At 33.1% G+C, this 15961-nt stretch carries 7 protein-coding genes; all 7 read right to left on the bottom strand.

Going from position 1 to position 15961, the window contains the following annotated elements:
• The 7 genes from AC3VJB_RS14560 to AC3VJB_RS14530 all read right to left on the bottom strand — a co-directional run bounded on the left by AC3VJB_RS14560 (position 1) and on the right by AC3VJB_RS14530 (position 15950).
• Positions 1-918 (bottom strand): PorP/SprF family type IX secretion system membrane protein, encoded by a 918-nt coding sequence (locus tag AC3VJB_RS14560; RefSeq protein WP_437823747.1) that lies wholly within the window; start codon positions 916-918, stop codon positions 1-3.
• Position 919: 1 nt separating this feature from the next.
• Positions 920-7741 carry a BspA family leucine-rich repeat surface protein gene (locus tag AC3VJB_RS14555; RefSeq protein WP_437823745.1) on the bottom strand — a complete coding sequence of 2274 codons (6822 nt, stop codon included), beginning with the start codon at positions 7739-7741 and terminating at the stop codon, positions 920-922.
• A 251-nt stretch (positions 7742-7992) separates the two neighbouring features.
• Positions 7993-9543: an AraC family transcriptional regulator gene (locus tag AC3VJB_RS14550; protein WP_281980751.1), complete on the bottom strand. Its 1551-nt coding sequence runs from the start codon at positions 9541-9543 to the stop codon at positions 7993-7995.
• Between the two features lie 146 nt (positions 9544-9689).
• Positions 9690-10259, bottom strand: a complete 570-nt coding sequence (locus AC3VJB_RS14545; protein ID WP_073184201.1) for a TetR/AcrR family transcriptional regulator — start codon at positions 10257-10259, stop codon at positions 9690-9692.
• Between the two features lie 13 nt (positions 10260-10272).
• Positions 10273-11673 carry an efflux transporter outer membrane subunit gene (locus AC3VJB_RS14540; RefSeq protein WP_173359425.1) on the bottom strand — a complete coding sequence of 467 codons (1401 nt, stop codon included), beginning with the start codon at positions 11671-11673 and terminating at the stop codon, positions 10273-10275.
• Between the two features lie 2 nt (positions 11674-11675).
• Positions 11676-14813 (bottom strand): efflux RND transporter permease subunit, encoded by a 3138-nt coding sequence (locus AC3VJB_RS14535; RefSeq protein WP_437823742.1) that lies wholly within the window; start codon positions 14811-14813, stop codon positions 11676-11678.
• A 15-nt stretch (positions 14814-14828) separates the two neighbouring features.
• Positions 14829-15950, bottom strand: coding sequence for an efflux RND transporter periplasmic adaptor subunit (locus AC3VJB_RS14530; protein WP_047790746.1), 1122 nt, complete (start codon positions 15948-15950; stop codon positions 14829-14831).
• Between the last annotated feature and the right edge of the window lie 11 nt (positions 15951-15961).

The raw sequence follows: 15961 nt of genomic DNA, 5'->3' as shown, positions 1-15961 counted from the left end.
TTAATACCTGCGCTTTTTCTCAAAAACATACGAAAGGATAACCCCATGACTGTTTCCTAACACAGAATCACTAAATGCTGCATTGTAGAAGTACACAAACTTTAAGTTTTTTAGAGCATAAATACCTGCTAAAAAATTAATTGAGGAACTACTTCTATAGCCCGTACCGATTTCAAATTTGTTTTTATAGTTAACAGCAACATTTGCGTCAATCTGCATAGGTGCTCCACCTTCATACTTTAAGAAAATACTAGGTTTAATCATTACTTCCTCAAATCGATTGGTAAAAAAACGATACCCGAAATAACCGTAAATAGGGTTTGATATATTTAAATCATCTCTTGATGCTAATTTATCTCCTAAAAGATTTGGCAGTGAAACTCCTGCATAAAAATCTGCATGATTGTACAAAAACCCAACACCAACGGTTGGTACAGTTACATTCATGTTTTCAGAAAATTCTATATCATCTGTAATACCTAACTCTAACAAATTCTCATGAAACTGTTGTATTCCTGCTGTTAGCCCAAACGATATTACATGTTCGTTATAATGTTGCCAATAAGGTCTATCAATCTCCGTATCAAAAAATATTTTATATGAATATGAAGCATACGCATTTGTATAAGTACTTACTCCTATTTTATCTCGTATAATAGCCCCACCTATCCCCATTTTTTTTCTTGCAATCGGAGTATGAAAGCTTAATGACAATGTTCTGGGACTTCCTTCAATACTATTTATATAGCCATAATTACTAAGTGTAATTTCTGCTCCATCAGACATTCCCGTATAGGCAGAGTTTATAATAAACGGATTATAATTATACTCTGGATACAAAGCTGTTTGTTGTCCCCAATTATTTTGAAGTACCATCATAAAAATAAACAGTAAAATATAGTTCCTTATCTCTTTCATCTTATCTTTTTAAAACTAAAAACCCTTTTGTTTCTTTTGATTTCCCTTCTGTTGAAATTTTTATACTGAAAAAGTATGTCCCTGCTGGTAACTTATCACCTCCCATACCCGTTAGCTTATTGGCTACGCCTCTAAAAACATTAAATTGATTATCATATTCTTTCATCTGAAAAACCATATCTCCCCACCTATTAAAAACAGTTACTATATTATTAGGATGTTCTTCAATTCCCTTTATTTCCCAAAAGTCATTTACTCCATCACCATTTGGAGAAAAACCGTATTTGGTTTCCCCTACTAAGCTTGCTTCAGTTCTAAAACTAATTTCAGAACACCCATTAGCACTTCCTAGCGAGTTGTATGGAGTTACTAATACATAAACTATGGTGTTCTCTGGTAAATCACTAGTTAAAGTATAATTCGTTCCTATTACTGACTCGTTGTTTACAATATCGGTTCCACCTGAAGTTGTTCCAATTGACAGGTAATACACATCGGCATCTGAAACAGTGTCCCAAGTAATTCCAGTACTAACACTAACATTTGTTGCTTTATTGGTTGGAACTGTAATTGTGGTGCAGTTTGGTATAATTGCAACGGTTTCTGTGGTAAAACGAACTTCACCACAGCCCGTTGCTAAGCCCCCCGACTTATATGGTAATACTGATACATAAATTGTTGTGTTCTCTGGTAAATCGCTCGTAGGATTGTATGTTGTTCCTATCACTAGCTCATTGTTTACAATATCGGTTCCACCTGAAGTTGTTCCGATTAATATATAATACCCATCTGTATCAGCTACTGCGTCCCAAGTAATATTTGTATCGACTGCTACATTAGTTCCTCCATCACTTGGAACTGTAATTGTGGTACAACTCGGTGTGGTTGGTACTATTTCCGTAGTAAAACTAATTTCAGAACATCCTGTGGCACTTCCTACCGAATTGTAAGGTATCACTGATACATATATCGAAGTATTCTCAGGTAAATCACTCGTAGGGTTATATATTGTTCCTGCTACTGATTCGTTATTTACAATATCGGTTCCGCCTGAAGTTGTTCCGATTGATATATAATACCCATCTGTATCAGCTACTGCGTTCCAAGTAATATTTGTATCGACTGCTACATTAGTTCCTCCATCACTTGGAACTGTAATTGTGGTACAATTCGGTGCGGTTGGTACTATTTCTGTAGTAAAATTAATTTCTGAACAACCAGTAGCACTTCCTACCGAATTATATGGAATTACTGATACATAAATTGTCGTGTTCTCTGGTAAATCACTAGCTAAAGTATAGCTCGTTCCTGCTACTGATTCATTATTTACAATATCGGTTCCGCTTGAAGTTGTTCCAATTGATAGGTAATATCCGTCAGCATCTGCTACTGCATCCCAACTAATTCCTGTACTAACACTAACATTTGTTGTTCCATTGGTTGGAACTGTGACTGTGGTACAATTCGGTGTGGTTGGTACTATTTCAGTAGTAAAGCTAATCTCAGAACATCCTGTGGCACTTCCTACCGAATTGTAAGGTATCACTGATACATATATCGAAGTATTCTCAGGTAAATCACTAGCTAAAGTATAACTCGTTCCTGCTACTGATTCGCTGTTTACAATATCAGTTCCGCCTGAAGTAGTTCCGATTGAAAGGTAATATCCATCTGTATCAGCTACTGCATCCCAACTAATTCCTGTACTAACACTAACATTCGTTGCTCCGTTACTTGGAACTGTTATTGTGGTACAGTTTGGTGCACTTACCACTGCATCTCCAGCAGTAAAACTTTCTTCTACACAACCTGTAGCGTCTCCTACATCATTGTATGGAATTATACGAACATAATGTATTCTATTTGCTTGTAAGTCTTGAGTAAAACTATAAGTTGTTATGTTTCCTACATCAATACTATTCACAACCTCTATCCCTCCTTGAGTAGTTCCTACACTTACTAAATACCCAGTTGCTTCTGTAATTTCATTCCAAGAAATATCAATATTCAACGGAACATTCGTTGATCCATTTATAGGATTCACTAAACTTGTACAACTAGGTACTACTGGAATAAACTCTGTTTTAAAAGACTCTTCGCCACAACTTATCGCATTACCTTCGTCGTTATAAGGAGTTATAGTTACAAAAATATCAGTGTCTTCTGGTAAATCTACAGGTAAATCATATGTTGCACTATTACCTACATCAATATTATTAAGAATATCTGATCCCCCAGAAGTAGTTCCTACTGTAAGTCTGTATCCATCTGCATTACTTATAACATTCCATTCTAAATTTGTACTTACAGATATATCTGTACCACCAGCAAGTGGTAAGGTTAAGCTGGTACAACCTGGTACTGTAGATGGAGTTGTAGACACCGTAAAGCTTTCTTCTACACAAGGTCCTACTGCATCTCCATTTTCGTTTGAAGGTACAATAGTAACATAAACTATTTCTCCTCCTGAAAAATCTGTAGCAAATTCATAAGTGGTAGCATTTACAACAGTTTCGTTTATTATCATTCCTGAAGGTTCAATTCTAATTGTTAAAGCATATTCACGTGCATACAAAACAGGTTCCCAAGTTAAATTGGTATTTACAGGAACATCTGTTGCTCCATTTAAAGGCGCTATTAACTGTGTACATTCTGGAATAGGACAATCTAAAACATCACCCGTAAAAGACCATCCAAAACTATCAATCATTGATTGTCTTTCTTCTACAGCATCACAATACGGAAGAGTGTTAGCTCCTAGATTTATTCCAGGTGTTAGTGTTTGTTCAGACCATGCAATAAGCGTATTGTCGTAATTCACTCTAGTAAGAGCTGTATTATCTAACATATTTTGCATGTTGGTTACGCCACTAATATTCCAATCACCTAAATCTTGATTAAAAACTGTAGCGTTATTAAACATAGCGTTCATCGATACCGTATTTAATAACCATTGGTTTAAAGGTTGATTAAACAAACTTGCACCTTGAAACATTCTATCCATGTTCATTACTGCTGTTGGCCTCCAATTATTCATTGGTTGATTAAAGTTTGTTGCACCATTAAACATGTCTTGCATGGTGGTTACTCTCCTAATATTCCAACTTCCAATAGCACCATCAAAAGCTATTGCTGTTTGAAACATGCCTTGCATATTAGTTACCGATGCTACATTCCAAGAATCTAATGGTCTACTAAAAGACGTTGCTCCTCGAAACATTTCTTGCATAGTGGTTACAAAAGATACATTCCAATTATTAATATCTTGATTAAATTTAGACGCCCCATAAAACATTTCAGCCATCGTTTGTGCTTCACCTGTATTCCAATTCCCTAAAGGTTGGTTAAATATTTCTGCATTCTTAAACATTGCTTCAAAGTTTGTTACCACAGAAACATTCCAGTTTTCTAACGGACTATTAAAAGCAACAGCTTCTTCAAACATCGAAGGCATTAAGGTTACTGAACTTACATTCCAAGAATTTAATGGTTGATTGAAAACTGTGGCTTCTTGAAACATTTGACTCATGTTAGCAACAGCACTTACATCCCAAGAGTTTAATGGCTGATTAAATGCTTCTGCTCTTCGGAACATACCTGACATATTAACTACTGAGTTTACATCCCAAGAATTTAACGGTTGGTTATACATTTGAGCATTGTAAAACATTAAACTCATGTTGGTTACATTGGTTACATTCCAGCTATTTATGTTCTGATTAAATGCGCTAGCACTCTGAAACATGCTCTCCATGTTGGTTACTGAAGAAACATTCCAATTACTTAGGGCTTGATTAAAAGAAGAAGCGCCTTCAAACATCGAAGTCATGTTTGTAACAGCACCTACATTCCAAGAGTTTAAAGGTTCGTTAAAATCAACACATCTCTGGAACATTTCAGACATATCTGTAACATTACTTACATTCCAATTATCAATATTTTGGTTAAAAGCCATGTTTGAAATAAAACCATTAAACATTTCAGACATATTGGTAACATTACTGACATCCCAATTATTAAGTGGTTGGTTAAATGCTTCTGCTCTTTCAAACATGCTACTCATATCTGTAACACTACTCACATTCCAATTATTAATATTCTGATCAAATACTTCTGCATTTTGGAACATCCCTCCCATATCTGCAACATTTCCTGTATTCCAATTTCCTATGTCTTGATTAAACTCTATGGCACTACCAAACATGTAGTTCATATTAGTAACATTACCTACATCCCAATTATTAAGTGGTTGGTTGTAAACTGAAGTTCCACTAAACATACCACGCATGTTAGTTACATTACTAACATTCCAATCATTAATATTAGCATTTAATTTTCTACAAGAACTAAACATTCTTTCCATATCCGTTACATTGCTAAGATTAGGAGTATCTGTAGCATTGTGCTCCATATTTACACAACTTTCAAAAGCTTCATACATACTTTCCCAGACTTGAGTTCCCCACTGATCTATGGATAATAGTTTGTCAGAGTCTCCAATAGTTTCATGTTTTGGAGAAGGAAAAACACCAATAATACTTACTGTATAAATTCCTGGTGTAAGATATATGTGTGTAATATCACCTGTAACATTGTGGTTGTACTGTCCATCTCCCCAATCTATAGAATAATTGTATGTAAGATATTTTGGATAGCCTGAATTTGTTTCTATTCTTAACTGATTTGTTGGTGTAGTGAATGAAGATTGTATACTTGTATCGTAGGTAAGCTTGAATGTATCTGGGCTATTTACCCAACTTTCTATTACTGTAAAACTAATTTCTTGGCAACCTGTAGCTGGTCCTTCTGCGTTATACGGGACAACTGTTACATATACAGTATCTCCTGCTATAAATTCGTTGGTAAAATCTACTCCTACAACATTTCCTACATCTTCATTATTATATATAACCTGTGAAGTCACTCCGTTTTCTCTTCTTACACTAATTCTATATCCTGTAGCATTAGGAGCTGGATTCCAACGAATATCACTGTTTGCAGGCACTTGCGTGTCACCTGCTTGCGGCATTGTTATTTGAGTACATAATACATAAGAACAGTTTATAACATCTCCTGACATAGTCCAACCGTTATTATCAATTAAACTTTGTCTTTGGTTTAATGCATCACAATAATTAAGGTTCGTCGCTCCTAAGTTAATGTTGTTTTGAACTGTTTGAGCACTCCAAGCTATAAGAATATTATCATAATTTTCTTGAGAAATACCACTATTCGACAACATGTTTGTCATGTTTGTAACACTAGATATGTCCCAAACTCCTATGTTTTGATTAAATGAAGTAGCCTGATTCAACATATAAGACATGTTTCTAGCATTTCCTGTTTGCCAACCACTTATATCTTGGTTAAAAGACGTAGCTCTATCAAACATATACTGAAAATCAGTGATATTACTTACATCCCAAGTATTTAAAGGTTGGTTAAAAGCTTCTGCTCGTTGAAATATGTTGCGTATATTAGTAATATTGCTCACATCCCAAGTATTCAATGGTTGATTGAAAGCTTCTGTTCTTTCAAACATACTTTCTACATTGGTAACCTTGCTAACATTCCACAAACTAATATCTCGATTAAAAACAGTGGCGCCTTCAAACATTCCTCTCATGGTAACAACATTACTTACATTCCAAGTTCCTATACCTTGATTAAAGCCTGAGTTATCTCGGAACATGTAACTCATATCAGTAACATTACTAACATCCCAGTTACCTATGGGTTGATTAAAAACTGCTCCCCAAGCCCATCCATCAAACATACCCGACATGTTTGTTACATTACTAACATCCCAGTTATTTAAAGGTTGATTAAAGGTTCTGTTTCTAAAAAATAGCCTAGACATATTTGTAACATTACTAACATTCCATGTATTTATAGGTTGGTTGAATTTAGCTTGACTAAACATTCCCTCCATTGTTGTAACATTACTTACATTCCAGTTGTCTATTGGGCTATTAAAATTAGAGCCTTTAAATGTGTTATTCATATTGGTAACATTACCAACATTCCAATTATTCATTGGCTGATTATATGCACTTGTATCGTAAAAGGCTCCTTCCATATTAACAACATTAGCTACATTCCAGTTATTAATATTTTGATTGAACCTACGGGCTCTATATAAAAAGTTTTCTAAAGTAGTTACTGCTGATGTGTTCCAGTTATCTAATGGTTCGTTGAATTCCCTTGCATTATAAAAAGTGTAAGACATGTCTATTATACTAGATGTGTCCCATTGATCTAAAGGTCTATTAAAAATTTCGCAATTCATAAATAACCCTGAAATATTAGTTATGGTGCTTACATCCCAATTATTCATAATACCATTAAACAATGAGCAATCTCTAAAAGCATTTTGTAGGCTAGTAGCTTGACTTAAATTTGGTGGAGTAATAGCATCAAAATTTAGATTTGAACATCCATAAAATGCGCTTTCCATACTTTGCCATTGAATAGTACCCCAAGACAAGATTTCGATAATTTTGTCAACGTCTCCAGTATTATTAAAATAAATTGCAGGAAACGTTCCGCTAATGCTTACGGTATAAGTTCCTTGTGTGGCATAAGTATGGGTAATGTCTCCTGTTACGTTTGAATCAATATTTCCATCACCCCAATCAACGGTGTATGAATACGTGTAAGCTGAATTCGTTGGGATGCTTATTTCATTAACTCCAGAAGAGCCAGTACTAATATTTGCCGTGTTCCATAAAGAAGTGAACGACTGCGAAAACAATTGACTACTTAAAATTAAAAAAAGTACTACTAAACCACTTCTTAAAAATTTACCTATTAATGCCTTCATTCTTTTTAATATAATTTTTAACACTTCTATTTTAATCAAGCTTTTTTACATACTACATAAAGTAAGAACTACCCAGCCATTAAATATTGGTTTGATAGGTGTTGTTTGTTTGGTGATATTACCAACTCAAACTGAATCTTCATATATAAAATAAAAGCTAAGTATTACTTAATAATATCGTTTATATTAAGTAATGAGGCGCAAGATATAACCGTTGATTGTTATAGAAGTATCATTCTATAGAGTGGAACCTAATTTATTAGTTTTTTTCGATACTCTGATGGGGTATAACCTGTTTGTTCTTTAAACACACGGTTGAAAGTAGTTTTACTTTTAAAACCAGAATCGTAAGCAACAGCGAGTATTTTGTGGTCTTTGCTTGTAGATAATTGTAACATTTTCTTGGCTTCTTTAATTCGATATGAATTGATGAGTTGATAAAAATTCTTGTCAAATTCAAACGAAAACACTTCAGACAAATGATGACTGCTTAGTGATAATTTTTTAGCAAAACTTGCTTGAGTTAAGTTATGGTTTAAGTATATTTTTTCTTCTTCAATTTCCTTTAATATTTTTTGTTTGTAAGAGCTTCTATCTTCTTTTGATAATGAAGAATTTTTATATTTTTCTTGGATTACTTTTACTTCTTTTGTTTGCTCTTTTATTTCTTCAATAGCACTTTCTTCTTCATTCTTTTTTATATAAATCCAAAATAACCCACCTAAACCAATCATACATAACACACTAAACCACAAGGTTGTTTTTTGTTGGTCTGAGAGTAAAGCTTCTGTATTTTCTTGTGCTGAAATAGTTTCTTCTTTTGCTTTAATTTCTGCCTTTAGCTCTTCTGTTATCGCTTTTTTTTGATTCTTAAGAAAATTTATTCGACTCTCATTATATTTCTTTTCTGTATTTAAGTAAGCTGTCGTTTTGTTTAATTTTTGATATATCGTAGTCAAGTTTTCATAACATATCATTTCAATTTCTTCTATACTTTTTTCAGAAGCTATGCTTAACGCTTGTTTTAAGTATTTTTCTGCTTCACTATAAAACTCTAGTTTTAAATTTGCGACTCCTAAATTAACTAAAAGCCATGCTTTTACCCTAGTATTTTTCTCAAAAGACTTGTATTTTGTTGCTTTGTTTGCTGTTTCAATAGATTTTTGATACGCTCCTAATTTATAATAGGAACTACTAATATGGTTTAAGGATGTTAAAATGATATTTTCATTACCTGTTTCTTCTCCTATTTCTTTTACTTGTTCTGCATATAGTAATGATTTTTCTTCTTTATTTAAAGCTGAATAACTTATCGATAATCCGTTCAACGCAGCCATTTTTATTAACTTTGGTTTTTCAGTATAGGCTGCTTGCTTTAGCACCATCTTCATGGTTTCTATACTCTTTTCATAAAGTTCTACATTATTATATATATTTCCTAAGTTAACTAACACAACAGTTTCAGCTTGTTTGCTTTCTGGTATCGTTTTAGCAATAACTAATGCCTCTTTATACAGTGCTATAGCTTCTACATATTTTGTTTGCATGTTTAAGCTTATTGCCTGGTTAACCATTGCTTTTACTTGTAATGCTTTCAGGTTATTCTTTTTAGATATATTGTATAAAGAGTCACTATAAATTTTATGAAGCTTATAATTTCCTTCTGTATAATTTTCTTGTAGTTTTTCTAAATAATTCTCTGCTTTTTTTTGAATATTTAAGAACTGCAATCCTGTTTTATCCTGGCTATAAAACAAAGTTGTAATACTAAGTAATAAATATGTAGTTATTTTTTTTAACAATTTCTGTTACTTTATTACAAAAATACGTCAAAAATACTTTTTCTTTTTCCATCTATAAATCATTTTTTCAATACAAAAAAGTGTCTTGTAGATATGATAACATACTACACGACACTTTTCATCAAAAACCACAAAAATTTATGTTCTTATTTGCTAGGCTTTAAAGAGTTTAAATTATTTATAATCATATATTCAAGTAAGACTTCTCTTGGGTAATTTTTAAATAAGTTGTCAGCATTAAACAACCTCCCTTCTAAATTACTTAGATACAATTTACTAAATAGCTCAAGATCTACATCTTTCCTTATTTCTCCGTTTACTTTAGCCTCTTCTAGTAAATTTATCACATCTTTAGATACAACATTCTTCGTTACTTCTATATAGGCATCATAGGCATTGGGATAGTATTTTTTTAATCCAAAAATAAAAGAAGGTTTAAACTTTATTACGTATTTAAAAATTACCTCATATATTTCTATTATTTTATTTAATGCTGATTTATCAGATTTTAAAATAGGTTCTATATCAATTTTAAATTCATTTATTAATTCTTTGATACTTTCAATTATCAATTCTTCTTTTGAAGAAAAGCATGCATAAATAGTTTTTTTTGAAATTCCAAGTAACTCAGCTATTTCATCCATTGTAGTATGCTTACTACCAAATGCTATAAATTTTTCTTTTGCAACATTGATAAGTTTTTCCCTATTATTCATAATCAACCCTACTTTATTTCCATCCTCCTCCTAAAGCTTTATATATATTTACTGTACTTAATAATTGATTTAATTTGTTATTTATAACGTTTATTTCTGCGTTCAAAACTCTTTCTCTTGCTGTTAATAAATCAAGATAATTTGCATACCCATTTTTTAACAATTCCTCAGAGTTAGTTTCTGCTCTTCGTAAAGCTTCAACCTCATTTTGTCTGTATTCAAATTTCTCGGTTTCAGCATTATAATCGAAAAGTGCATTTGAAACCTCATTCCCTGCTGTTAACAAAGTCTTTTTGAAACTTAACAATGCTTGTTCTTGTTGTGCCTTAGCTACATCGTGCTGCGTTTTTATTTTTCTTTGATTAAAGATAGGCTGTGTTAAGCCTCCTATAATATTAGCAAATAAGGAATTGGCACTTAGTAATTCATCTAAATCTAAACTCTGAAAACCACCTGTTGCAGTTAATGTTAACGATGGATAGAAATTACTTTTAGCAACATTTGTCATTTCAAAAGCATTAATTAATCCATATTCAGCAGCCATTACATCTGGCCTGTTTCTTAACAAAATAGTAGGAACACCTAGTTTTATAGTAACATCTAACTCTTGTTGTGAAAGTTTACTTCTTTTAACAACTACTGATGTTCTTCCTAATAGCAAGTTTAAGGCATTTTCTGTTTTAAAAATAGAAGCTTCTAAATCTACCTTTAACGCTTTTGCATTGTTATATTGTGCTATATTTTGGTCTACAGCTACTTGATTAACCTGACCTGCTTCTTTTAAAGCTTTAATAGTATTTACACTACTCTCTCTGGTTTCAATAGTTTGTTCAGTAATTTCTAATTGAGCATCTAAAGCTACTAACTGATAATAGGTAGTTGCTATTGCTGAAACTAATTGAGTTTTTACTGCTTGGTGAGCAGCTACACTTTGTAAATATGCTGCTTTTCCTGCTCGTTTATTACTTCGTATTTTACCCCATATATCAGCTTCCCAAGAAAGGTTTCCTGTAATTTCATATTGATCTATACTACCATTAAAAAAAGATCCAAACTGACTGTTTTTTGCTAATTCTTGATGTGTAGCTTTTGCTCCTACACTTAAAGTAGGTAAATACCCTGCTTTACCTTGTTTCATGTAAGCTTCAGCAGCAGCCATTTGTTGTATGGCTACACGGATATCTAAGTTATTCTGAAGTCCTTCATCAATGTATTCTTTCAAATGAGCATCAGTAAACATATCTTTCCAAGACACATCTGCCATTGAGATACTGTCTTTTGGTAAATTATCTGTTCTATACAAATGTTCTGTTTCTTTTAACTCAGGTCGCACATAATCCTTCGCTACGAAACAACTTTGTAGGGTTGTAGCCATAATGACTACAACCAAAGTTTTATTTAAAATAAATTTCATAATTAATCTTCTTTAATTTCAACAACAGCTGGTTTACTTGATACTTTTTCTTGTAACCATTGGAATATTACAAATAATACAGGAATAACAAATACCCCTATTAAAGTACCAATTAATAATCCTCCTGCAGCACCAGTACCGATAGAATTATTCCCTTCAGCTCCTACTCCTTTTGCTAACACTAATGGTAATAACCCTAGAATAAAGGCAAAAGAAGTCATTAAAATAGGTCTTAAACGTACTTTTGCTCCCTCAATAGCAGCATCGTATAAGCTATTTCCTTGCTTACGACGCTGTATTGCGAACTCTACAATAAGAATCGCATTCTTAGCCAACAATCCTAGTAACATAATTAAAGCTATTTGGAAATAGATATTATTTTCTAACCCTGCTAAATATGTTGTATAATATGCTCCTGCTACCCCAATTGGTAATGATAAAATTACTGATAGTGGTAATAGGTAACTCTCGTATTGTGCTGCTAATAAGAAATATACAAACAAAATACTAATCATAAAAATAATGGTAGATTGACCTGATGATGCTATTTCTTCCCTAGTAATTCCTGAGTAAGCAACACTATACCCTTCTGGTAAATTATTTTCTGCTAATGTGTTTATTTTGGTAATTGCATCTCCTGTACTAAACCCTGGAGTGATTCCTCCATTTACTGTTACCGAATTGAATAGGTTGAAACGATTAACTGTTTGTGGTCCATATACACGTTCTAAGCTTACAAATTGAGAGATTGGTGTCATTTCTCCACTTGGTGTTTTTATAAACATGCTGTTTAAACTTTCTTCATTTATTCTATCTTCAGGTAACGACTGTACAAAAACTCTAAATTGCTTTCCAAACCTACTAAAATCTGCTGCGTAATTACCTCCAATATATCCTTGTAAAGCTGAAAGTATAGCACTCGTAGATACTCCTGCTTCTTTAGCTCTTTCTACATTTATATCTAATTCTAGCTGAGGGAACCCAGTATCAAAAGAGTTAGAGGCAAACGCTATTTCGGGCTGCTGATTTAACAAACCAACAAACTGTTTTGCTGTTGCATCCATTTCTGTTAATGGTTTTGCAGAACGATCTAGTAATCGCATTTCAAAACCATCTGCATTACCAAAACCTGGTACACTTGGTGGTGTAAAGAAAATAATGTTTGCATCTGGTATCATTGCTGCTTTACCGAACAATTGCCCCACAATACTTTGAACTGATTCAGCATCACTTTCTCTTTCACTCCAATCTTCCAGAATAATAAAGCCCATTGCGTACGAACTTCCTTCTCCTGAGAAAAAGTTTCTTCCACTAATAAACGATGCCCCTTTGATTCCTTCTATTTCTTTAATACTTTCATATAACTTTTCTGTTACTTTATACGATCTATCTAAAGAAGAACCTGCAGGTAATTCAGCATTCATAAAGACTACACCTCTATCTTCCGAAGGTACAAATCCTGTAGGTATCGTATTACTTGCCCATACAATAGCCAAAACACTTAACCCTAAAATACCTGCTGTTACCCATTTGTGTTTTACTAAAAACCCTAAAGATTTAGTATATTTATTGGTTACCGCATTAAATCCTGCATTAAATGCATCATAAAATCGCTGTAATAGTCCTTTTTTCTTGTGAGTATCGTTATGTGGTTTTAATAGTAATGCGCTTAAAGCTGGTGTTAGTGTTAGTGCGTTTACTGCTGAAATTAAAATAGCAACCATTAGTGTTACCCCAAATTGCTCATAGAATACTCCTGATGGACCTTGTATAAACGTAATTGGTACAAAAACCGCCACCATTACTAACGTAATAGACACAATAGCCCCACTAATTTCACTCATCGCTGAAATTGATGCTTTTTTTGCACTTTCTGCTCCATCTTCCAGTTTAGCATGCACCGCCTCTACTACTACAATAGCATCATCTACCACAATTCCAATTGCTAAAATTAAAGCGAATAGGGTTAATAAGTTGATAGAATACCCAAATAGATTTAAGAAAAAGAAGGTACCAATAATTGATACTGGAACCGCTATTGCGGGTATTAAGGTAGACTTAAAATCTTGTAAGAAGATAAATACTACTACAAACACTAATAAAAAGGCTTCTATTAAAGTACTTTTTACTTTGTTTACAGATGCTGTTAAGAATTTATTGGTATCATAATTAATAATGTAATCTAATCCTTCAGGAAAATCTTTCTTTAAATCTTCTAGTTTTACATAGATGTTTTCAATAATTTCTTGTGCATTAGATCCAGGTGTTTGAAAAACACCAAAGTTAAGTGCTGGATTCCCGTTTGTACGTGATAATGACGAATATGAAAATGCATCTAGCTCTACTTTTGCTACATCTTTAACACGTAAAAACTGCCCATTCCCTAGAGCTTTTACAACAACGTTTTCGTATTCTTTTGCAGTTTTGTATCGTCCTTTATATTTAATTACATATTCAAAAGACTCTCCTGAGTTTTGTCCTAAAGACCCAGCTGCTGCCTCTAAACTTTGTTCATTAATCGCTGCAATTACTTCTCTAGGTTCTAACTTATAAGATGCCATTTTTGCTGGGTCTAACCACACTCGCATCGAATAGTCTTTTGCCCCAAACACGTTTACTGCTCCTACCCCTGATACACGTTGTAATTCTGGTTTTACGTTTATATTTAAGTAATTTTGAATAAAAACATCATCATACTCAGGATTTGTAGAGTAAACTGCAGCATATAATAATGCTGAGTTTTGTTGTTTTGCTGTAATAACTCCTGCTCTTGTTACCTCAGAAGGTAATAACGCATTGGCTCTAGCGACTCTGTTTTGTACGTTTACAGCTGCAATATCTGGATCATATCCCTGTTCAAAGAAAACTTGAATACTTGCTGTACCTGTATTACTTGCAGTAGAAGTCATGTAGGTCATTCCTTCTACTCCGTTTATTTGTTCTTCTATAGGAACAATAACACTTTCTAAAATTGTTTCGGCACTAGCTCCTGGATAAGAAGCAGTAACCTGCACCGTTGGTGGTGCAATATCTGGATATTGCGTTACCGGTAATTGTGTTAATGACAGTACTCCTAATATTACTATAATAATAGAAATTACTGTAGAGAGTACCGGACGCTCTATAAATTTTTGTAACATAACTGGTTTTATTAATTATTTAAATACCGTATCGAATGAATTTACTATGCTATCTAAAGGCGTAGGAATAGGTTTTATTTTTGCTCCAGATCGAACTTTATTTAAGCCTTTAGCTAAGATTGTTTGTTCTGTTGTTAACCCTGATTTTACTACATAAAGCTTTCCTATTTGGGCTTCAACTTCAATAGTTTTTTCTGCCAAAGAATCATTATTTACGATATAAACATATACCTTACCTTGACGCTCAAATGTAGATTCTGATGGTATAACCAACGCATCATTATGCTCTTGAGGTATTAAAATTGTACCACTACTTCCATTACGTAGCAAACCTGCTTTATTATCAAATTTTGCTCTAAAACTGATAGTTCCTGTTTGCTGATTTATATCACCAGCAATGGTTTCAATGGCTCCTGTTTGCTCATACTCTTTACCATTAGCTAATAATAATTTTACTGGTGGTAACTTTTTTATTTTCTCATCCATTGTCTCTCCTTCAGCGGAAGAGATAAAGTTTAAAAACTCTTTTTCATTCATGGAAAAATATGCATATACATTTTTTATAGAAGCTACTTTTGTAAGTGGCATTGCACTTTGTGCACTTACCAAAGCACCTTTTCTATAATTAATTGAACCTACAAACCCGTTTACAGGACTTTTTATATTTGCGTAGTTAATATTAGCTATAACACTATTATATGTACTTTTAGCCTGTGCCAAATTAGCTTTTGCCGTTTCTAATTGTACTGGACTAATAATATTTTTTTCTACTAATGGTTTTAGCTTATTAACTTCTACTTGTGCTGTGTTTACAACTGCTTTTGCCGCTTCAGCATCTTGACTTAATGATTGCGTTTCTAACTTAAACAACAATTGTCCTTGTTTAACCTTTTGACCTTCTTTTACCAAAACGTTTTTTACATATCCAGAAACTTTAGGTCTTATTTCACTATTTACTTCTCCTTCAATAGTTACTGGATATTGTTGGTAATTTGTTATTGATTTTTTTGCAACCTTTACTACTGGAAAAGGTAGCGTTGGCATTTGTTGTTGTTTTTGTTGTTGTTTTTCACAACTTGTAAAAAATAATGCAACAATGCTAAGAATAGCAATACCGTATATGTGTTGATATTTCATTTTATGTATAT

The organism is Tenacibaculum sp. TB-53 (assembly GCF_059716285.2).
The sequence above is the reverse complement of the archived record's forward strand: the minus strand, read 5'-3'. Positions and strand labels throughout refer to the sequence as shown.